This is a genomic window from Anaerotignum sp. MB30-C6 (genome assembly GCF_030908465.1).
In the GTDB taxonomy this organism is placed as follows: domain Bacteria; phylum Bacillota; class Clostridia; order Lachnospirales; family Anaerotignaceae; genus Chakrabartyella.
Genome location: NZ_CP133078.1, coordinates 966,440 through 988,409, shown reverse-complemented (window position 1 = coordinate 988,409; position 21,970 = coordinate 966,440). Strand labels below are relative to the sequence as shown.

At 39.5% G+C, this 21,970-nt stretch carries 17 protein-coding genes; 2 read left to right on the top strand and 15 right to left on the bottom strand.

The genetic code is table 11. The annotated features are described in order from the left end of the window. Positions 1 to 26 precede the first annotated feature (26 nt). The 4 genes from RBQ60_RS05185 to RBQ60_RS05170 form a co-directional block, all read right to left on the bottom strand. Entirely contained in the window at positions 27 to 1,574 is a 1,548-nt protein-coding gene (locus tag RBQ60_RS05185; RefSeq protein ID WP_307885509.1) for a 2-oxo acid dehydrogenase subunit E2, read from the bottom strand. A 140-nt stretch (positions 1,575 to 1,714) separates the two neighbouring features. Further along, positions 1,715 to 2,683, bottom strand: a complete 969-nt coding sequence (locus RBQ60_RS05180; protein WP_307885508.1) for an alpha-ketoacid dehydrogenase subunit beta — start codon at positions 2,681 to 2,683, stop codon at positions 1,715 to 1,717. Positions 2,684 to 2,860: 177 nt separating this feature from the next. Continuing rightward, positions 2,861 to 3,826, bottom strand: a complete 966-nt coding sequence (locus RBQ60_RS05175; RefSeq protein WP_307885507.1) for a thiamine pyrophosphate-dependent dehydrogenase E1 component subunit alpha — start codon at positions 3,824 to 3,826, stop codon at positions 2,861 to 2,863. 377 nt (positions 3,827 to 4,203) lie between these two features. Next, positions 4,204 to 5,568: a sigma-54 interaction domain-containing protein gene (locus RBQ60_RS05170; protein ID WP_307885506.1), complete on the bottom strand. Its 1,365-nt coding sequence runs from the start codon at positions 5,566 to 5,568 to the stop codon at positions 4,204 to 4,206. A 282-nt stretch (positions 5,569 to 5,850) separates the two neighbouring features. On the opposite strand from RBQ60_RS05170, the gene RBQ60_RS05165 reads away from it, so the two are divergent. After that, positions 5,851 to 6,018, top strand: a complete 168-nt coding sequence (locus RBQ60_RS05165) for a hypothetical protein (RefSeq protein ID WP_307885505.1) — start codon at positions 5,851 to 5,853, stop codon at positions 6,016 to 6,018. 235 nt (positions 6,019 to 6,253) lie between these two features. On the opposite strand, the gene sigE is transcribed toward RBQ60_RS05165, so the two are convergent. From sigE to glyA, 11 genes are all read right to left on the bottom strand, one after another. Continuing rightward, positions 6,254 to 6,988, bottom strand: coding sequence for an RNA polymerase sporulation sigma factor SigE (gene sigE / locus RBQ60_RS05160; protein ID WP_307885504.1), 735 nt, complete (start codon positions 6,986 to 6,988; stop codon positions 6,254 to 6,256). Continuing rightward, complete coding sequence (locus RBQ60_RS05155) at positions 6,985 to 7,839, bottom strand: sigma-E processing peptidase SpoIIGA (protein WP_307885503.1); 855 nt, start codon at positions 7,837 to 7,839, stop codon at positions 6,985 to 6,987. Before RBQ60_RS05155 ends, sigE begins: the two co-directional genes overlap by 4 nt. A 211-nt stretch (positions 7,840 to 8,050) precedes the next feature. Next, the gene (locus tag RBQ60_RS05150) at positions 8,051 to 8,623 is read right to left on the bottom strand and encodes a cyclase family protein (protein ID WP_307885502.1); all 573 of its coding nucleotides are present in this window, start codon (positions 8,621 to 8,623) and stop codon (positions 8,051 to 8,053) included. Between the two features lie 360 nt (positions 8,624 to 8,983). After that, positions 8,984 to 10,270 (bottom strand): homoserine dehydrogenase, encoded by a 1,287-nt coding sequence (locus RBQ60_RS05145; RefSeq protein WP_307885501.1) that lies wholly within the window; start codon positions 10,268 to 10,270, stop codon positions 8,984 to 8,986. 308 nt (positions 10,271 to 10,578) lie between these two features. Then, positions 10,579 to 11,463: a LysR family transcriptional regulator gene (locus RBQ60_RS05140; RefSeq protein WP_307885500.1), complete on the bottom strand. Its 885-nt coding sequence runs from the start codon at positions 11,461 to 11,463 to the stop codon at positions 10,579 to 10,581. 714 nt (positions 11,464 to 12,177) lie between these two features. Beyond that, a complete protein-coding gene (ligA, locus tag RBQ60_RS05135; protein WP_307885499.1) occupies positions 12,178 to 14,139 on the bottom strand; it encodes an NAD-dependent DNA ligase LigA in 1,962 nt (653 codons plus the stop codon). Positions 14,140 to 14,159: 20 nt separating this feature from the next. Further along, a complete protein-coding gene (gene pcrA, locus RBQ60_RS05130; protein ID WP_307885498.1) occupies positions 14,160 to 16,430 on the bottom strand; it encodes a DNA helicase PcrA in 2,271 nt (756 codons plus the stop codon). A gap of 324 nt (positions 16,431 to 16,754) precedes the next feature. After that, on the bottom strand, positions 16,755 to 17,057 hold the full coding sequence (locus RBQ60_RS05125; protein ID WP_307885497.1) for a YerC/YecD family TrpR-related protein: 303 nt from the start codon (positions 17,055 to 17,057) through the stop codon (positions 16,755 to 16,757). Between the two features lie 86 nt (positions 17,058 to 17,143). After that, complete coding sequence (locus RBQ60_RS05120) at positions 17,144 to 17,863, bottom strand: phosphatase (RefSeq protein WP_307885496.1); 720 nt, start codon at positions 17,861 to 17,863, stop codon at positions 17,144 to 17,146. A gap of 364 nt (positions 17,864 to 18,227) precedes the next feature. Beyond that, the gene (locus RBQ60_RS05115) at positions 18,228 to 19,247 is read right to left on the bottom strand and encodes an aldo/keto reductase (protein WP_307885495.1); all 1,020 of its coding nucleotides are present in this window, start codon (positions 19,245 to 19,247) and stop codon (positions 18,228 to 18,230) included. A 142-nt stretch (positions 19,248 to 19,389) separates the two neighbouring features. Continuing rightward, complete coding sequence (gene glyA, locus RBQ60_RS05110; protein WP_307885494.1) at positions 19,390 to 20,631, bottom strand: serine hydroxymethyltransferase; 1,242 nt, start codon at positions 20,629 to 20,631, stop codon at positions 19,390 to 19,392. Positions 20,632 to 21,017: 386 nt separating this feature from the next. On the opposite strand from glyA, the gene RBQ60_RS05105 reads away from it, so the two are divergent. Then, the gene (locus RBQ60_RS05105) at positions 21,018 to 21,923 is read left to right on the top strand and encodes a hypothetical protein (protein ID WP_307885493.1); all 906 of its coding nucleotides are present in this window, start codon (positions 21,018 to 21,020) and stop codon (positions 21,921 to 21,923) included. Positions 21,924 to 21,970: the final 47 nt, after the last annotated feature.

Sequence of the window (21,970 nt, the reverse complement as noted above, 5' to 3'; positions counted from 1 at the left end):
GAGCCACACCGTTTCCTCCTTTTATCTTATACAAAAATCAATTCGGGATTTTCCAAAAGATCTTTCATATCCCCTAAAACTTCCCCTGCTTCTCTGCCATCAAATACTCTGTGGTCGAAAGTAAGCATCATATGCATCATTGTTCTAGGGCAGAACTCACCTTTGTATTCCACCAATTTTTTCTTAGCTGTGCCAAAACCTAAAATTCCCACTTGTGGAGGAGAGATTACAGGAGTACCAAAGTCGATATGAAACATACCAACGTTTGTAACTGTAAAGGTTGCTCCCGATTGTTCTCCTCCAACCAGTGTGTCATCTTTTGCTCTTAAAGCAAGATCACGCAAACCCTTGCTCATTTCCAACAAGGAGTACTGATCTGCATTCTTTAGTACAGGAACTACCAAGCCCTCTGCAAGGCCCACTGCCATACCCAAATTCACATAAGGATAGGAACTTATTGTTTCACCGTCAAAGGTGGAGTTCAACATAGGGTGTTTTTTCAGCATTTTTACTGTTGCCAACATCAACATATCGTTCAAAGAAATCTTGCAGCCCAAAGCATCTGCTTTTTCTACGTATTTCTGACGCATCGCCATCAAATCTGTAACGTCTACTTCTGCAAATACAGTCAATGGTGCCATTGTTTCAAAACACTTTCTCATATTCTTTGCAATGGACTTTCTTCGACCGCTTAAAAGGGTCTTTACAACTTCACCGCTAGCCTGTACAGCCTTCACTTCAGGTGCCGCTACAGGTGCTGCTTTTGCCGCCTCTAAATATGCATAGACATCTTTTGCAATAATTCTTCCATTGGGGCCTGTACCACCAACCAATGCCAAATTGATGCCTGCACTCTTGGCAATATTTCTAGCTAAGCCTGTTGCTCTTACATGGCCGTCAGTCGCCACTGCGTTGCCACCCTTTGGAGCGTCCTCTACCATAGACAACGCAACGGATTTATGGCAAACTTCACATTCATTTGCACACATAGCCTGACTTTCGGGAGTTGCACCCTTTACCAGTGCCTCGTATGCTTCTTTTGTAGCCGCCACATAAGCAACAGTATTTCCAACCTTTACGGTATCGCCAGTTTTTACAACTTGATGCAAGATACCATCGGCAGTTGCCTCACATTCCATTGTGGTTTTTTCGTTTTCAAATTCAAAGATGGCCTGGCCTTTTTTCACATTTTCGCCTTCTGCTACCTTCCACTCGCCAACCACTCCTTCAATCATGGTTAAGCCAGCCTTGGGCATTACCACCTCTGTGGCATCGACAGAAACGGAAGCCGCCTGGGTTGCCAGAGATGCCTCTGCTTTTGCAACACTAGCCTCGTCCTTACTTTCTGCAATGATTGCAACAGGGTCGCCAACTTTCACTACCTCGCCAACTTGTGCAAGGATTTTGATAAAACCGTCCGCTGTTGCTTCACATTCCATTGTGGTCTTTTCATTTTCAAACTCCATAACCACATCACCTTTTTTTACTGCCGCACCATCTTCCACTTTCCATGTGGCGATGGTGCCTTCAATCATGGTTAACCCAGCCTTGGGCATTACTAATTCAACGCTCATATATTTTACCCGTAACCCCTAGAGGATTACAGTTTCCTCCTATTCTTTGGATTTTTTACTGTACCCTAAAGTCAAGACTAATCAATGTTCTAAATGGGCAGGGTTTGCACGCATTTATTTGCAGGTTTTTACCCTCTCCCTTAGAACAAAGCCTTTACCGCTTCTACAATCTTATCTTCATTAGGAACGCAAACCAATTCCAACGCTACGTCGTAAGGCAAAGGTACGTCTAACGCCGCAACTCTCAAAACAGGGCCGTCTAATTCGTCGTACATCTCCTCCTGCATCATTGCTGCAATTTCAGCACCAATACCACCTGTTTTGTTGCCTTCTTCTACAACAATTGCTCTATGGGTTTTTTCTACAGACTTGCGAATTGCTTCTTTATCCAAAGGTGCAATGGTTCTAGGGTCCAACACTTCTGCGCTGATGCCTTCTGCTGCCAATTTTTCCGCTGCCGCCAAAGCCTTTTTCACCATTAAGCCCATGGCAATGATGGTAATATCAGTACCTTCTCTTTTAATATCTGCAACACCAATGGGAATTGTGTAATCTCCCTCAGGAATCTCTTCCTTTACCTGATATAACTGCTTGTGTTCAAAGAATAATACAGGGTTATCGGAACGAATTGCACTTTTTAAAAGACCTTTTGCATCCGCCGCTGTGGAAGGACTGATAATAATTAAACCTGGGGTATGCATAAACAAGCTTTCTACACAGTTTGAATGCTCCGCACCTGCACCGAAGGCAGAACCAGCCGCCGCACGAATGACCATGGGGATTTTATACTGATCACCATGCATAAATCTCCACTTTGCAACACAGTGATAAATTTCGCTGAATGCTACCAATAAAAAGTCAGAGTACATCAATTCAATACAGGGTCTTAATCCTGTTAACGCCGCACCTGCACCAACGCCGATGATAGACGTTTCAGAAATAGGTGTGTTTTTCACTCTATCCTCGCCAAAAATTTCGTATAAACCTCTAGTAATACCAAAGATACCGCCGTGCTGGGCAACGTCCTCGCCAAACACAACAACCATCTCATCTCTTTCCATTTCTTCTCTTAAGGCATCTGCCACTGCCTGACCATATGTAACCTGCATAAACGAAACCTCCTTAGATTTTATCCTTCGATATTCAAAGACTATTCGTAGAAATTCTAGGAATTCTACTTATAACGGACGGCATCTAACGACACCTTTGTATTCGGCAGGGAAGTCCCCTATGAATACAGTTAGCCAAAATCATCCCTCAATGAGGCGTAGGCTTGCTAACACCCGTTAAGCAAAAATATTGTTGAAAAGATCTTCTGCTGTTGCTTTTGGAGATGCTTCTGCGAAATCTACCGCTGCATTTAACTCAGCATCAATCTCTTCGTACATTGTTTTGATTTCATCCTCGCTGATAAAATCATTTTCCAACATATAGTTTTCCATTCTCTTCACACAGTTTCTCTTTTTCTGCCACTTTTCTGTGATGGCAGGATCACGGTATTTACACTGATCCCCTTCAAAGTGACCTCTCCAACGGTAGTTCTTTGCTTCCAAAATTGCAGGGCCATTGCCAGCACGAACGTATTCGGACAATTCTTTCGTAGCCTCGTATACAGCCAAAACATCTGTACCGTCTACAATTTTAGATGTCATACCATAAGCTGCGGCACGATCTGCACCGGGGTTTTCGATTGCTGTGGATTCATAAATACAGGTGGAAATCGCCCACTGGTTGTTATCCATAATAAACAAAATAGGCAGTTTCCAAGCTGCCGCCCAGTTCATTGCTTCATGAACAGGTCCACGGTTGGAAGTACCGTCGCCGTAATAGCAATAAACAATATTGTCTTTGCCTTCCAGCTTTAATCTATAAGCAGCACCTACGGCAAAAGGCATATCACAGCCCAAAGTACCACTCATACCCAAAATTCCCTTGCTAAAGTCTGCAATGTGGTTAACACCACCGCCTCCACGGGAGTTACCATCCTGTCTACCTAAAATTTCTGCATATATATTGTTAAAAGGCACACCCAATACACTGGAAATACTAACCACACGGTGGGCAAGCTTAAAGTAATCGCCTTCCTTACTTGTCACTAGAGAACCAACGTGAGTTGCTTCCTGTCCAACACCGCTATGGATATGTCCAGGCACTCTACCTTCTTTGTAAATCGCCACCAATTTTTCTTCTGATAATCTGGTTCCCAATAATTTTCTGTACAAATCTGTTATGAATTCCTTTGAATAAGCCATATATAAAACCTCCTAATTTTATAAAAATAGAATTCTTATTGATGCCTATATATACAGCAACTATCGTGCCAAGATATTTAATTTTGTTTTTTATCGAAGGAAAAGCAAGGAGGAAAGTTTGATATCCTAGGGTTTCATGCCTTTTGATAAAAAATTATTTTATAAACAAATCATCTTTTTATAAATTCTTTTTATAAAAAAAGTGTAGCATATAGCCTACATATGTAGCTAAATACCTACACTTTTTCAATACTTGTAATTCTTGTATTATAATTTCGTATGTTTTATCTTGTTTTTATGAAAATACAAAGAGAATTTTTGGTCATATTTATTAGAAGCATAAAAAAAGTGTAGTAATTTGACTACACTTTGATTTTTCACTTCACGTTATATCGCTTTATTTTGTCATATAGGACACTTCTATCTATATCCAACAAATCCGCCGCTTTCTTTTTATTCCCTTTCGTTTGCCGCAATGCTCGCAAAATCGCCAGCTTTTCTGCCTCTTCCCTTGCCCCTCGAAGGGTAAAATTACTCTCTAACTTTTTCTCCGCAATGCTAATTTTTAAGCGTAAACGTTCAAAGTCCTCAAGAGAAAGTTCCCCCGAATTGGCATAGTTAAAGGCCCTTTCAATCATATTTTCCAACTCTCGAATGTTTCCTGGCCACTGGTAACTCTCCAACAAATCCAAGGCTTTTTCGTCAACCCCTGTAATATGAGAACCTAATTCTTCATTTAATTTATCAATAAAATGATTTACCAGAATGGGGATATCTCCCTTTCTTTGGCGCAAAGGTGGTATCCTTAATTCCACAACGTTTATGCGGTAATATAAATCTTCTCGAAATTTACCTGCTTTAACCATATCAATCAAATCCTGATTTGTAGTAAAAACAAAGCGAACATCAACTTCTTTTGTTTGTCCACCAACCACCTGAATTTCCTTTTCTTGTACAACACGCAAAAGTTTTGCTTGTAACTGCAAGGACATAGAGTTTATTTCATCCAGAAGGAGGGTTCCTCCATCAGCTTGTTCAATCTTCCCTTTTTTGCCGCCCTTTAAAGCCCCAGTAAATGCCCCCTCCGCATAACCAAAAAGCTCTGATTCCAGTAAGTTTTCAGGAATCGCCGCACAGTTTAAAATTACAAAGGGCATCTTTGAGCGCTTGCTTAGATTATGGATAGAGTGAGCAAAAAGTTCTTTTCCCGTTCCACTCTCCCCATAAATTAACACTGCCGATCGGGTTCTTGCTGCCCTCTTTGTAAATTCAATTACTTTTTTCAACTCTTGATCCTGACTTATAATTTGGTCAATATTATATTTCGTACCAGTATTTTCAAAGTAATTATCCCGATAAAACTGAACCTGCTTATTTAAAAAACTCATTTTACTTTCCAACTGCTTCAAGGTTAAGCGGCTACCGGTGGAGGTAAAAGCAAACCCTCCTAAAACCTCCTCCCCTTTTCGAATGAGCAGTCGGTTAATAACCATTGTCCTACCATCATGCTCAAAAAATTCTTCTACACACTCTTTTCCCGTCTGTACCACGGCACTCAAACCTTCATTTGGTACAAACTCATATAACTTCCTACCTATTGGATAAGGCTTAGAAATTTGGTATAATTCCGCGTATTTTTCTGTCATGTAAATAATGCGGCTTTCCGTATCAATGATTACAACAACCCCTAAAGATTCTAAAAATTCTCTTCCTATACTTTCAAAAGTAATGTTTTGTTTCATCTCGCAACCACCTTTCTTTACAAACATGACATAAATTAAACCAAAAAATATATAATTCGTTTTTGGGAATACTTCTAATATATGATACAAGTAGATTCTGTTAATTTCAGCCAAAAAACACCCAGGTATCAAAAGTTCTCTGTTATTTTTATTATATCACAAAAACAGTAAAAGGCATAAATCTACATGCGTTTCTAGTGATTTACTTTTATAAAAGCAACTTTTTTGCTTAATCATCCTTTTGTTGGGCATAGTAATAGTAAGATGAAAGGAGGGAAAACTTTGCGAGCCTTAGAATTTACAGAAGGAATATCCCAGTTACAAGAAGTACGTTACAGCACCCATTCAATCAAACGTCAACAGCAAGGCAGGGAGCAGCAATTTTTTGATAACGGTCGTGGAAAAATGCAAAATTCAGATTATGAAGCCCTGCATTATCAGGATGTATAAAACAAAGCACCCTCTTATTTTTAAGAGGGTGCTTTCCTAATTTAGCAAAGTTCTTACCGAAACTTATAACAAGGTTATATGGTTATGCAATCAAAAAACAAGGCTTATCCACTATATAAAACGAATTCCATTCTTTTTTTCAACGATGAAAGGCACCCTCCACATTGTTTTGAAGGGCGCCTCGCTAAGTTTCCAAGGGTATCAACCTTTATGTTTTTCATGCAATCAGATAACCTCACATCATTTTATTAATTTCTTTTTTCAACCGTCCGATGATTTTTTTCTCTAAGCGGGAAATATATGATTGAGAAATGCCCAGAATATCCGCTACTTCCTTTTGCGTTTTTTCCGAAGTCTCAGGTAAAATCCCAAATCGCATCTCCACAATTTTTCTTTCCCTGCCCGAGAGTTTTCCCATAGCATTGTTTAAAAGCTCTCGATCCACCTCTTCCTCAATATTTTTATAAATCAAGTCCCCCTCTGTGCCCAAAATATCGGAAAGTAAAAGTTCGTTGCCTTCCCAATCCACATTCAAAGGCTCATCAATGGAAACTTCTGATTTTGTTTTGCTATTTCGCCTCAAATACATCAAAATTTCATTTTCAATACATCGAGATGCATAGGTTGCCAGTTTGATTTTTTTCTCAGGATTAAAGGTATTAATCGCTTTAATTAAACCAATGGTTCCAATTGAAATCAAATCTTCCACATTTACACCCGTGTTTTCAAACTTACGGGCAATATAAACTACAAGACGTAAATTCCGTTCAATTAAAACAGATTTTACCCTAACTTCATCTTCGCTGCCAAGTTGCTCTAATAAAACTGCCTCTTCATCAGGCTTAAGGGGTGGTGGAAAAACATCGCTTCCCCCTATATAAAATACCTCTTGACCTTTTCTTTGTAATTTTCGTAGTAACAATCCTGTTCGGTATTTAAGTAAAAACAGGAAATATTTCCAGTGCTTCATATATCATCCTCCTCCAACAAGCAAGGGGGCATCAATCCCTCATATGCCCCTGTAAAAAATTCAAAGGAAATGCCTATGTATAATTCTTCATGTCTTATGACCTTTCCACCAAAACAAATGCGACACTCATCTGTGATAAAGCCCCATAAGGCCCCTTCGGGATTTCCTAAGCTGGTATAATGCATAGGAACCAGGCCATCTCTAACGCCACCTATCATCTTTTCCCCATCCTCAGAAGAAAATAAAGGCAGTACCATCCCAATCTCCATGACAATTACACCCTTACCATCTCTTCGTAGTCCATTCCCTGTATCAATCAGTACACGACCTTCCGCCCATCTACCATTTTTGCGGATGTACACAGTACAAAAGTCTCGCCGCCGCCTAATGTGCGCCTCTATCCATTTCCCGCCTAATTTTAGCAATATATAGCTGACAGCAATTCCCCAAACCAAATACTGCCATGGGAAAAATTTCTGTTTTAAAATCAACCCTTCCCCTAACATTCTTTGTGCCTGCGTAGCTGTAAACAATACATTTAAGCCTCCTCCCAACAAAAAGGACGAAAATAAGGCAGTAAAAAAAAGACGCACAAAATTTTTCATACTCTTTGGCAAATATGCCGCCGAAAGCCCAAGGATTAGCAACCAAAAGGATGTAAAAATCCCCCCATTATTTGGATAAAATAGTACCAACAGCAAGCAATGGCACAAGGCCGATAATAATGCCCCTAAAAATAACCGCCATTTTTTAGCTTGAAAACCACTAATTCGTCCTGCTGCCCATAATAAAAAGAAGTCCATAACCAATTCCCAAAAAAATAATACGTCTATGTAAATTGAAGCCTCCATTCTTTCCCTCCTGAAACAAATTATAGGCACGTTTCCATGCAAAATCTGTCGCAATTACTGAAAAAGAACAAAAAAAGAATGGCAGAGTTCGACTCCCTTCGACTTTGCCATTCTTTACCCTTCTAATCGTTCATCGTTGTTTCTTCCATGCCCTGTAAAAACTACTCTTTAAAAACCTGCTTCACAAAGTATAGGAAAAAATAATAATGGTTTATTTTTTTTCAACTTTTGCAATCACCCGACATGGGTTTCCTGAAAAACCCTCATAATGCATGGGGAATGTTGATGCTTTAAAATACGCAGCCTTTCTGCCATTTAATATTGATTTTAAATTGCATAGATTTTCAATCACAAAAGGTTCTTTTCCCTCTAAGCAATACCTCAATATCTTTTGTATCCTACATTGCGTCGGCCTACCGAAATCCAATCCCACAATACAAACATTTTTCTTTAATAATTCATAGATTAACTCATAAGATATTTTAGGGGACTTGTCAAAATACTCATTACTTCCATAACCTATGGTTTCACTATAATTGCTGCAAAATGCAACAAACATCCCTGCTTGAACTAATGATAAGTCAACGTCTGAAACTTTAATTTCCTGTCCATCTAAATTGGAAACATCAAAGACAACTCCATGCCGTTCAAGGTACTCCAATGGAAATTCTTTACCAATTGAATCAAAATGTGTTCCAACATGCCCAGGGAAACAATGCGCTGCATTTTTAATAACTGATAGTAACATTTGGGATGTCATTCTCAATGTGACATCAATTAACATATCCTTCTCTCCTCCTTCTCTTAACCAGAAAGAATTATATCATCATCTCAACTTTTGTTATAGGGTTTTGTTTCGTCAAAAAGTCTAGTTTTTCGCACTGTTTTACATAAAAATAAAATGCCATGCGAACGTAAAAAAACCCAAGGATTCAACAAAAAAAGAGACTTATTGCGGCGAAAAATGGTTTAAAATAAAAAAACATGTTTTTCAAACAAAAAAGCTCGTTTTGAAAGGCAAAGTGAGCCAAACAAACGAGCTTTTTCCCATGTTTACTTGATTACGACAAAAGAAATGGCATTTTTCAAGATACGCTAATAATGTCGAAATCTTAACACCCTAAACAATAGGCTTTTTTTAGTTTTAATGATACACACGAATGATTGAGGATACTTCTTTTACCATGGCCATTTTAGAGATTACCGCAATAGAGTCCATGAATTCTTTTTCCAAAACCTCATAAGTAACAATGACCACTTCCGCCGTATTTCCTTGTTTTGTCTTTTGCAAAAGCTTAGAAATACTTACATTGTTACTGCCAAAAACACCAGCCAAGGCCGCTAATGTTCCAGCTCTGTCCTCCAACTTCATCCGCACATAGTAACCGCTTTTGGTTTCTCCAATATCTTTTACAGGAATATCTTTATAGCAACTGCACCCAATTCTACTGGTACAGTTAAACTGTATATTTCTTGCCACATCAATAATATCGCCAACTACTGCACTGCCTGTGGGTAATGCCCCAGCACCACGGCCATAGAACATGGCATCGTCCACCGCATCACCATGTACAAATACTGCATTAAAAGAATCTTTGACAGAAGCCAAAGGGTGATTGGAGGGAATCATGGTAGGATGAACCTTTACTTCAATCCCTGCCTCCGTATTTTTTGCAATGCCTAACAATTTGATTTCGCAGCCAAGCTCATGGGCATAACGGATATCCTTCGCTGAAATTTTAGAAATCCCCTCTGTATACACATCATGGAACGTTACTGGTGAATGAAAAGCAATTGACGCCAAAATTGCAAGCTTTCTACCTGCATCATGGCCCTCTATATCCGCCGTAGGGTCCGCCTCTGCATAGCCCAAATCCGTTGCTAGTTTCAATGCTTCCGCAAACTCCATGCCTTCTTCCGTCATTTTCGTTAAAATGAAATTGGTAGTACCGTTAATAATTCCCATTACCTCAGTAATATCATTGCCATTCAAGCACTGCTTCAAAGGGCGAATAATGGGAATTCCCCCTGCAACTGCCGCTTCAAACAGTAGGTCACAGTTGTTTGCTTTTGCAATTTTCAATAGTTCGTGGCCCTCTACAGCCATTAAATCTTTATTCGCAGTAACAACATGCTTGCCTTTTTCCAAGGCTTCTTTTATGTATGTACCAGCAGGCTGGATACCGCCCATCACCTCAACTATGATTTCGATGCTATCATCATTGATAATATCGCTCCACTGATCGGTGAGCTTTTCAGGGGCTACTTTATCCTCATATTTTCCTTTATTACGTACTAAGACTTTTGCTATTTCAAGTTCGCTTCCAATTTTGCAAACCATATCGTTTTTCTGTTTTTCTAAAATTTTATATACACCGCCGCCAACGGTTCCCATTCCCAAAAGGGCAACTTTATAAACATTATGATCCATTTTGCTTTCCTCCATCTAACATACATTTCCTCTTGCCGCCATCGTCAAAATATGACCGATAATAAGATTGTACGCATGTAAAGTGAAGATGTCAATATGATTTTGTCTTTTTTTCAAAAACATCTTTCCTTCCCAGAAACACACATCTGTGAACTTTGCCCCATAAACCCTTTAGAATATACAAAAACTAGCCTTGTAATGTTCATTTTTTCTAAAAGTTCATTTTAAAGTTAATTTTGTATTAAACATAACGACCCTTGATAAAAATCATAAAAAAGAACGCATATCCTGCGTTCCTTTCTAATGGATTATTTATTTGTCATTTGAATAATATGATCCTTAAACTTTTCAACAGAAGGTGGTAAATATCTATTTACTACATAAGCGAGGTAAACCATTCGCTTAGAATATGCTGTATCTAACTCTAACTTCACTACATTGTAATTTTGTATAGATGGGTTGTCCGTGATGATGGCTATTCCCTGATTTGCAGCAACCAAACCGGCCATAGAATTTACATCCTCGAATTGACATAATATATTGGGCATGATTTGTGCCTTCGTAAATAAATCATCAATGATTCGGCGCATACCACTTTCCTTTGTATAACAAATCAAGGGATATGGACAAATATCTTGAATGGCAACCTTTTTTTTCGCCGCTAAGGGATGATTTTCGGGAACGATTACAACCAACCCCTGTTCATACACAGGGACAAATTCCACATCGCTTTCATTTTCAACCATGGAACAGAAAATTAAATCATACTTTTCCCTTTTTAAATTATACAGCAAAGTCTTTGTATTGCCCTCATAACAAGAAAAAGATATATTTTTGTTTTGAGGATCATCCAAAAAGCCTGCAATAATTTCTGGAACAAAATTGGTACCTACCGACGTCATGTACGCCAAGCCTACATGACCGCCACCCACAGTAATCAGTCTTTCGATTTGATTTTTTCCCAGTTCCAACTGAGTTAATGCATTTTCCACATAAAACAAATAAATTCTCCCATATTTGGTTAAAACCACATTCCTTCCCTGCTTTTCAAAAAGATTCGCTCCTAACTCTTTTTCCATAGCAGCAATAGAATGGCTTAATGTAGGCTGGGAAATATTTAATTTTTCCGCCGCCTTTGTGTAATGCTCCAACTCTGCCAGCGTTTTGAAATAATACAATTGGTTTAAGTTCATCACATACCTCCTTGTTTCTCTTCAAACCTCTCTTTACCCATTATAACAAAAACATAGAAATAATCTATATGTTTTTAGTTTTTCGTCATAATCAATAAAAATATATAATGAATTTTACAAATTAAACGAACTCCCGATTCCTGTTTTGTTAATTTTACTAAATTTTCCACTATATAATAGGCGGATACTCTATACAAAAACAGTGAAATCCTAGGGAAAAAGGTATTCTGTTCCAGTATAATATCAGTTTCACAATTACATACATCATTTTAATCTTCTATGTGCAAAATGCATTATTTCCCTTGGCAAGCTTTAAGAATTTGGACATTGGCACGTTGTTTCTTTTATACACTGCACTCATAATGAAGTGGCTAACCCCTTTAATGAAGAATGAAAATACTTTAAACTCCATAAATTGGAATACTCTAGGATGAACGGCTATGCCACTAAGGAGAACATAAATATCCCATTTTATTACGAATTCGTTTTACATAAAGTATTCCCAAAACTAAAAAGTTTCTCTAAAACTATAAAAATAATGGGAATACCCATGTATAGCGTGATTTTAGGAACTTTGTTGACGATTAAAATACAGATTACTCACCTTTATCTAATTTAGATAAAAAAGCCCGTATTGTTTGGGCTACAAGAATAAACTTATACCATACAATCGGACTTTTTAAGACTTTTCACTGCCAGTAGATTATGAAGTTCCTACTCTGCAGGAGTAATATTAAACTTTAGAATAAAGTCATCTTCACTAATAATGGGAATGCCTAACTCTTTTGCCTTTCCATTTTTGGAAGATGAAGAATCAACGTCATTGTTAATCAAGTAATCGGTTTTTTTCGTTACACTTCCTGTTATCTTCCCCCCTTGCGCCTCGATAGCTTGGGTAAGGGCCTTTCGGTTGGAAAACTTGGTAACGTCCCCAGTCACTACAAAAGTTAGACCTTTGACAAGGGAATCCTTGGCTTCCGTTATAATGGGTATTTTTATTCGTAAATATTCCAAAACATCCTCTAATAAGGAAATGTGGGAATCGTCTTTAAAATAGTGGCTAATGCTATGAGCGATTACTGCACCAAAGCCGTCGATTGATTGTAGCTCATCTTCTGTAGCTCTTTTTATTCCCTCAATATCATATTCAAACTTACCACAGAGAAGTTTTGCATTACGCAATCCCACCTGATCAATGCCTAAGGCATAAATAAAATTGGGTAACTCAACATCCCTTGATTTTTCAATGGAGTTTATTAAGTTTTGATAGGATTTTTCCCCAAAGCCTTCTAAGCTCTTAATTTCTTTTTCAAATCTATTTAAGCGAAAAATATCGGGGTATTGATCTATAAAGCCTTTTTCTAGAAACTTCTTTAGGGTTTCTTCAGAAAGGCCCTCTATATTCATGGCGTCTCTGGAAACAAAGTGGTTGAGTCTTTGAATTCTTTGGGCGGCACATTCAGGGTTTGTACAGTATAACGCCTCTCCATCCCGCTGCTTTTTTATTTGGGTTTCGCCACCGCAAACTAAACACTTTTCAGGAATTTCAACCGTTGACGACCCCGTCAGGTTCTCCGAAATTTGAGGAATAATCATATTCGCTTTATAAACCTTAATCCGATCGCCAATACCTAGTTTTAGTTCTTTCAAAATACTCACGTTATGCACACTGGCACGGCTCACCGTAGACCCTTCCAACTCAACGGGGTCAAATATGGCAATGGGGTTCATCAAACCCGTCCTTGAAGTATTCCATTCAACTTCACGAAGTATGGTCTCCGCCATTTCATCCGCCCATTTAAAAGCAATGGAGTCCTTGGGGAATTTTGCTGTTCTACCGAGGCTCCCGCTATAAGATATGCTATCAAAGGTTAACACAAGGCCATCGGAAGCAATGTCATTTTCCTGCACGTGGTCACGAAACCACTCTACTTCTTGCTCTGCGGTTTCCGCCGAAATTAATCTATGCTCCACTACGTCAAAGCCCAAATTTTTAAGCCACTGTAAGTTTTCTGCCTTACTGTCGGAACGTTCTGCCCCCTCTGCTTTCACTACTGTGAAAGCAAAGAACTGCACACGTCTTTTGGCGGCAATTTCGCTGTTAAGCTGACGAACGGTACCACTGCAAAGGTTTCTGGGGTTTTTATAGGCTTCTTCCTCAGCCAACTCCTTGTTAATTCGGCGAAACTCTGAATAGGAAATGACCCCTTCCCCTCTAAGAACCAAGCTTCCTTTGAAGCCAATGTGTAAAGGCACATTGGCAAAAACCTTGGCGTTATGGGTAACATCCTCCCCAATCTCCCCATTCCCACGGGTAATTGCCTGCACCAACTCCCCATTTTCATAGGTTAACACAATAGTTAAGCCATCCAGTTTCCATGAAAGAATGCCCTCTTTATCACCTAAAAAGCTTTTTAGCTTATCTGTCTCTTTTGTTTTATCCAAGGATAGTATGGGGCTGTCGTGCTTTACTTTTTTCAAATTGCTTAAAACAGTATAACCAACCCTTTGGGTAGGGCTATTTGCCAAAACAATGCCACTTTCTTTTTCTAATGCCACCAACTCATCATATAAACGGTCATATTCTTGGTTGGACATCATTTCTGAATCCTTTTGGTAATAAGCCTTACTGGCCTCGTTCAAAAGAGAAGTCAATTCCTTTATTCGTTTCACCATTCAGCCTCAACTCCTAATCCTTATTCGCTTACCTTGATGAGCTTAGACAATTTTGCCATAAACTTCTTTGTACCTTTTTCTCCAAAGTTAACTTCGACTTCAAAATCTGCTCCACCGTTATGGATGGATTTTACTACGCCAATGCCATACTTGGGAGCACGAACTTTATCCCCCTCTTTGTAATCCAAAACAAAATCCTTGGGCGCTGGCATGGTTTTGCGTCCAATTGGAGATGTAATGGTGGTTGCAGGCTTTCCTGTTCCTCTGCCACCAACTTGGTGTTGCTTTAATGATGTAATAGGTGAAAGCTTCATACTCTCTCTCATGGCGTACTTCTTCGCCATATCAGAAATCTGACGTGTTGGCATATCTACCAAATCCTGAGGGATTTCTTTTAAAAAGCGAGAGGGAGGATTATACTGGGTAATTCCATGCTGCATACGGCTTTTTGCATGGGTCATAAAAAGTTCTTCTCTGGCACGGGTAATTCCTACATAACAAAGGCGACGCTCTTCTTCAATATCCTTTTCCCCGCCATACATGACAGCACGGAACGTAGGGAACATCCCCTCTTCCATACCAATCATATATACATAAGGGAATTCTAGCCCCTTTGCACTGTGCAGTGTCATGAGTACAACGGTATCATCCCCAGCTTCATAGCCATCAATGTCAGCAACCAATGCTACTTCTTCCAAAAATCCTGCCAAGCCACCCTCAGGATTAGTCTTGTCGTATTCTACGGCTTTATTCACAAACTCATCAATGTTCTGAATACGGGAAAGGGCTTCTTCTGTTCCTTCTGTCATTAAAGACTGGAAGTATCCGGAACGCTTCACCACTGTGTCAATGAGTTCCGCCGCCGAAAGCTCATCTGCATCCCTTTGCAAGCTAGTTATAATTTCATAGAAATCACGGAACTTGGAAGCTCTGGTTTTCAACTCTGTAATTTCATCCAATCTGCCCAAGGCATCAAATAAAGAGAGGTTGTTCCCCTCAGCAAAAGTCACCAGTTTATCGATGGAGGTTTCACCAATACCCCTTCTGGGAACATTTATGATTCTACGCAAAGCAATGGTATCCGCAGGGTTTGCCAAAACCTTTAAATAGGAAAGAATATCTCTAATTTCCTTACGCTCATAGAATCTTACGCCGCCAAATAAGCGGTATGGAATCCCTTTTCTTACAAACTGGTCTTCCACGGCACGGGACTGGGCGTTGGTGCGGTATAGCACCGCCATATCCTTATAACTTCTGCCTTCATTTATCATTTCCTGAATTCTTTCTGCAACAAAACGAGCTTCGTCATATTCATTTTCCGCTTTGTAGATATGCAGGATACTGCCCCCGTCATTTTCTGTCCAAAGGGACTTATCCTTTCTGGTTTGATTGTGATGAATCACCGCATTGGCTGCTTCCAAAATTTTCTTTGTAGAACGATAGTTTTGCTCTAATTTAATCACAACAGTATTCGGGAAGTCCTTTTCAAATTCCAAAATATTTCGGATATTTGCTCCCCTCCAGCCATAGATACTCTGGTCATCGTCGCCAACAACGCAAAGGTTCTTGTACTTGGCCGCCAACATATAAACCAATTCGTACTGAGATGTATTGGTATCCTGATATTCGTCTACCATAATATATCTAAATCTATCTTGATATTTTTCCAAAACATCAGGGTGGTTGCGAAATAACATAACCGTCTTATAAATCAAGTCATCAAAATCCAGAGCATTGTTTTCTTTTAAACGCTTCTGGTAAGCACGGTAAACCTTAGCAACACGGCTTGCCTTTAAATCACTGGGATCAGCAGATTTCAAATAATCTTCCCAAGGAGTCATTTCCTCCTTTAAGCTGCTGATAATAGACATTGCCCCTTTTACAGAAAAGGCTTTATCCGTAGTGCTATAATCCAGCTGTTTGAACACTTCACGCATAAGCTTTTCTTGATCATCTGAATCATAAATGGAAAACTGTCCGTCATAATCCAAGTGATGAATTTCACGACGAAGGATACGAACACAAGTGGAATGGAAGGTGCTAATCCAAATTTCCTCTGCTCCATCTTTCACCAGTTTGTGAACTCTTTCTTTCATTTCCTTTGCCGCCTTATTGGTAAAGGTAATGGCAAGAATATTCCAAGGCTTTACGCCTGTTTCCAGTAAGTGGGCAATTCGTACGGTTAATGCCCCTGTTTTTCCACTTCCTGCTCCTGCTAAAACCAGAACAGGCCCATCCTTTTGCAAAACAGCTTTTTGCTGCATTTCATTTAGCTGTTCAAACCCTATCATAATACAATTCTCCTCTTCCTTTTTTTGATTCTTCACGATCCTTTAAAATTATTTTAAACTACCTTCAATCTAACTACATATATTTGAAAATTTCCACAGCAAAAGCAGTGGAAAAACAAAAGCATAAAATAGGACCTTAAATAGGCTTCTCGACTTTCATTTTCGACATGAACCTATCTTTTTTTCCATAAGATAGCATAACCCACCTAAATTTGCCCATGATTCGAAGTACGTTAAAATCGGCAAGAAAGGCTGATATCAACGAAAGCCCCCTGCCTCGCCAATAATCAGCCCTTACACTTTTTTGATTCATGAAACTTATTTCTATTCCGCCTCACGCATTGCCTTTACACGATCAATTGCCAACTTATATCCATCTGTCCCATAATGAAGACACCGATTCACTCTACTAATTGTTGCAGTTGAAGCGCCGGTTTTCTCAGCAATTTCCACATAGGTACATTTTGCATCCAGCATAGCTGCAACTTCCATGCGCTGGGCAATGGCCTGAATCTCGTTTACTGTACAAAGATCCTCGAAAAGTTGATAACATTCTTCGATTGTATTCATACTCAAAATACACTGGAAAAGCCTGTCTGTAAGTTCTGTTCTAATTTTTTTATTCATTCCCAAAGGCCACCTCATTTGCACTAAAATTCCCCTATATATTAACATACTAAAGTGTTAAAGTAAAGGCTTTTCCCCCGCTTTTTTTAGCCTTTATTGCGTTTTATAGTGTACAATAATTTTTGCGGATCTGTATTGAGGACAAGGTCTTCAGGAAATCCAACCTTCTCCATAATTCGCTCTACATAAAAAATATCGCCGATTCCCGTATAAAAATGCGCATCGCTACTCACCACAACGGGTACATCTTCTTTCATGGACATCCTTAATATCTGTTCAATATTTTCATCGCTTCCCGAACGAATCCCTCCTGGAACCAAAGATGCATTGTTAATCTCCAGTATGGTTCCGGTCCGTTTCGCCACCTTGAAAACTTCTTCAAAGTCCATGGGGTATCTTGGGTCCCCAGGATGACCTAAAATATCTACCAAAGGGTTCTCCATGGCACATATACATGCCCTCGTATTTTCTTCCTTTGTACCTGAGGAGATACATGGGGTATGCAAGCTAGCAATGGAAATATCCAGTCTAGATAATGTTTGTTCATCCAAATCTAGGGTTCCCTCAAAATCAATGATGTTAAGCTCAACCCCTTTTAGTACACGAACGCCAAACAGCTCCTCGGGGATTACATGAAGATTTGCAAAGTAAGCATGGGAAGTTGTGTTTTGCATTGCAGGGGCATGATCCGTAAGAGCAATTAATTTTAATCCCTTTTCCGCCGCCGCTCTTATATTTTCCTGAATTGTGCTGTAAGCATGTCCACTGGCCATACTATGGGTATGGGTATCTGCTAAGATTTTCATAGTTTTCCCTTTCTATCTTTAGCTACTGACGAATTAGAAGCTTACACTCCTTGAAATGCTTGCCTTAGCCCACTGTAAAAAGGGCATTCTTCACCCCCAAGGATAAAACAAGTGATCCTACCAAAAGCTATCCGACAAAAGCTTTTTCAGTAATTTCGCAAAATGATATGAAAAAATAACGTTTTCTTTATAAAAACGTTACCTGTTATTTTAGCTTAATCTGCTTAATTATATCACATTCTCTTTGTAAAAGCAAAAAAGACCTCTGCAAAATCCACAAAGTTCTTCTTCGCCTGTTTCTACCTTATATAGTGTAAATTATTGAAATGTTAAGAAATATAATTCCATGCCCTTCACTGACGCCTTACATGGGCTTGCCTGTCAAAATTTCTTGATAATCTTTCAAATTGCTTTCCAAAAGCTTTGGCGTATTTAGCCCATAGGGACATTTGGAAATGCAGTGTCCACAATGTATACAATCTTCTATTTTTTTCATTTTTTCTTGCCATTCTTGGGTCAAATAGTCAGCAGAAGGAGCTCGACGGAGCAATAATGACATTCTGGCACACATGCTTATAGGTATTTCTGCAGGACAAGGCATGCAATACCCACAGCCTCTACAAAAATCTGACATCAACTCTTCCCTGTCTTTTGCAATGACTCCTTGAATTCTATCTGTCATTTCAGGGGGCGTCAGCTGATAGGCAAGGAAATCGTTTAATTCGCTTTCCTTTTGAATACCCCAGATTGGTAAAACATCATATTGGTCTTGGAAGGCATAGGCCGCCGCCGCATCATGAATTAACCCACCCGACAAGGCCTTCATGGAAATAAAGCCCATGCCTGCTTTCAAACAGTTTTCCACCAAATCGATATCCTGCTTTGAAGCTAAATAGCTAAATGGAAATTGGAGGGTTTCATACAAGCCACTTTCAATAATCTCCTCTGCCACAGCCAAACGATGGTTGGTAATGCCAATATGTCGGATGAGCCCCTTTTCCTTCGCCTCAAGCATGGCCTCATAAATGCCTGTTCCATCCCCAGGTTTTGGGCAGAACGGTGGGTTATGAAATTGGTAGATATCAATATATTCAGTTTGTAGTTTTTCTAGACTTGTGTGTAGGTCAGCCCAAAACTTTTCAACAGTAACTGCCTCTGTTTTTGTGGCAATATAAATGCTCTTCCTCACCCCATTCAGAGCATAACCAATCTTTTCCTCACTGTCGCTGTACATTCTTGCTGTGTCAAAATAGTTGATTCCGTTTTTATAAGCTTTCTGCAATAAAAGTGCTGCCTCATCCCTACTGATTCGCTGAATGGGTAAAGCACCAAACCCATTTTTATTTACCACAATACCTGTTTTTCCCAATGTTATCTTCTTCATCCAATCACCCCTTATATTAAGTCCTTATTAAAGTTTTTCTATGCTTCTATATTTCCAAATATTTTTTACCCCTTATAGATAAATATATAGAAGTCCCCTCCGCCAAAAAATGGCCAAGAGGAGACTTCCTTTGCTAGCAATATTAATCCTTGTAAATTGGGTATTTATTGGTTAACGCTCTCACACGCTTTGTTGCTTCTTCCTTTGTACCTTCGTAGTCCTTCAAAACGATAGCAATTACATCTGCAATTTCTTTCATATCTGCCTCTACCATGCCTCTTGAAGTAATGGCTGGGGTGCCGATACGTATACCACTGGTTACAAAAGGAGACTGAGGGTCGTTGGGAATGGTATTTTTGTTTACAGTAATACCAACTTCATCCAAGATTTTTTCTGCTTCCTTACCTGTAACGTTTAGCGCACGTAAATCAACCAACATTAGATGGTTGTCTGTGCCCCCAGAAACAATATCCACACCGTTTTCTATCAGGCTTTCAGCCAACACCTTTGCATTCTTTACAACCTGAGCCATGTATTCTTTGTAGGAAGGCTCCAACGCTTCTTTAAAGCATATTGCCTTAGAAGCAATTGTATGCATCAAAGGGCCACCTTGAATTCCAGGGAAAATTGCTTTGTCTATTTTTTGAGCATATTCTGCCTTGCACATAATCATACCACCACGGGGGCCACGCAGTGTTTTGTGGGTTGTTGTTGTAACAAAATCAGCATGGGGAATGGGAGATGGATGCAGTCCTGCTGCAATTAACCCTGCAATATGGGCAATATCCACCATAAAATATGCACCAACTTCTTTTGCTACCTTGCCCATAAACTCAAAATCAATTGTTCTTGCATAAGCGCTTGCACCAGCAACAATCATTTTTGGTTTCACTTCTAAAGCTTTGTTACGAAATGCTTCATAATCTAGAAAACCGTTATCATTAACACCATAAGCAACAAAATTAAAGTATTTACCAGAAAGGTTTACAGGGCTGCCGTGGGTTAAGTGACCACCGTGGTCTAAGTTCATTCCCATAACGGTATCGCCGTACTGCAACATAGCAAAGTAAACTGCCTGATTTGCCTGAGAGCCACTGTGAGGCTGTACGTTCACATGGTCGCATCCAAAAATTTCTTTCGCTCTGTCTCTTGCTAAGTTTTCTACAATATCGACCTTTTCACATCCGCCGTAATAACGCTTTGCTGGATATCCTTCCGCATACTTGTTAGTTAAGGGAGTACCCATTGCCAGCATAACCGCCTTGGAAACGATATTTTCCGATGCAATTAATTCGATGTTATGTTGTTGGCGTTCAAATTCCGCCTCAATGGCTTGTGCCACTTCCAAATCCACGCTTTTGATTTCTTCAAATTCTAATCCCATTGGATCTCCTCCTACTCGCTTCATCTAGTTGCTCTTAAATAGTACCCATTCATTCTAACCCTAATCAACACTTCTTTCAAGGCTTTGAGCCTGTTCCAAAAGCGTATCAAAGGTGATAGTAGTTCAAACCATTTCTTTTATTTCTCCAAAAACCAAAGGAAATTTAATTGAGTATAACCAAAGTATACCATTTTAATAAGAAAAAGAATATTTGGAAAATTAGATAAAAATACAAATCTGCACGCTTAAAATGCAGTTAAAACTTCCAACCGCTTTCGATCGTAGCGAAAAAAACGTCCAATAAATTTTATTCTATCCTAATCACCCATTTTTACCCTTTACATACTATATAGAAGAACAACAAACAACTCAAAGGAGGCAATCTTATGGGAGCTTTTGAATTTAATAACAATACCGAACTCAGTGCAAGAAACTGTGGCTTAGGCTGTGGTTGCGGCTCCAATTCAGACAGAGGCGAAGTTTGCATCATCGCGCAGAAAATCTTCGACCAGTGCCGTATTCAGAAATGCTTAACTTCTGACATTTTAGGACCTGCAAGGGCTGCAAGAAACCCTATTCCTAGCTGCAACGAAATGCTTTGTGAGGGCGACATCATTGTTCCCCCTTGTAACGCTGCTGATGTTACCATCAAAGATTTGGAGCTTAAGAGAATCGAAATTATTCGCAAGAAACCCAATCCTTTGCAGAGAGGCTGCTGGGATATCGAACTGAAATATGTATTCGAGTACACTTTGGAATTCCGTCGTGCCGATGGTTGTATCATCGGTTGTATCGAAGCAACAAATAGCTACAACTTAAGAGTAACACTGTTTGGATCCACAGAATCAGATGTTACAACTGCAACAGACCTGTTCGAGTGCTGTGGAAACTCCAAAGGTGGGCCTTTCGTTGTAGCCGAAGGCAAAGCGCTGGCTTTGGCAGCAGATTTAAAATTCTCGGGCTTCAGCAAGAACTGTGGTTGCAACTGTGGATGCGGCTGTGGATGTGGAAGTGGCTGCAATGATGGTTGCTGTGGAGATATAACAATGGGTGCTCCCGTTGCTGTTAATGTTACAATCGGCTTGTTCACAATTGTAAAATTGTTCCGCACAGTAAATATGATGGTAGAATCTTTAGGCAAATGTATTCCTGAGTCCTGCACATCTACCGCTTCCTCTGGTGATCCTTGCGGAGACTTCGAATCTATGTGCTTCCCGCTGGATATGTTCTCACCTTCTGATGAGCATAAATCTTGTTGTGGGTTTGGACCTACTTTCGGTTCTCCTAAGTGATGCAAGGAACAATAAGAAACCTCCTCGAAATGATCTGACCCCAAAAT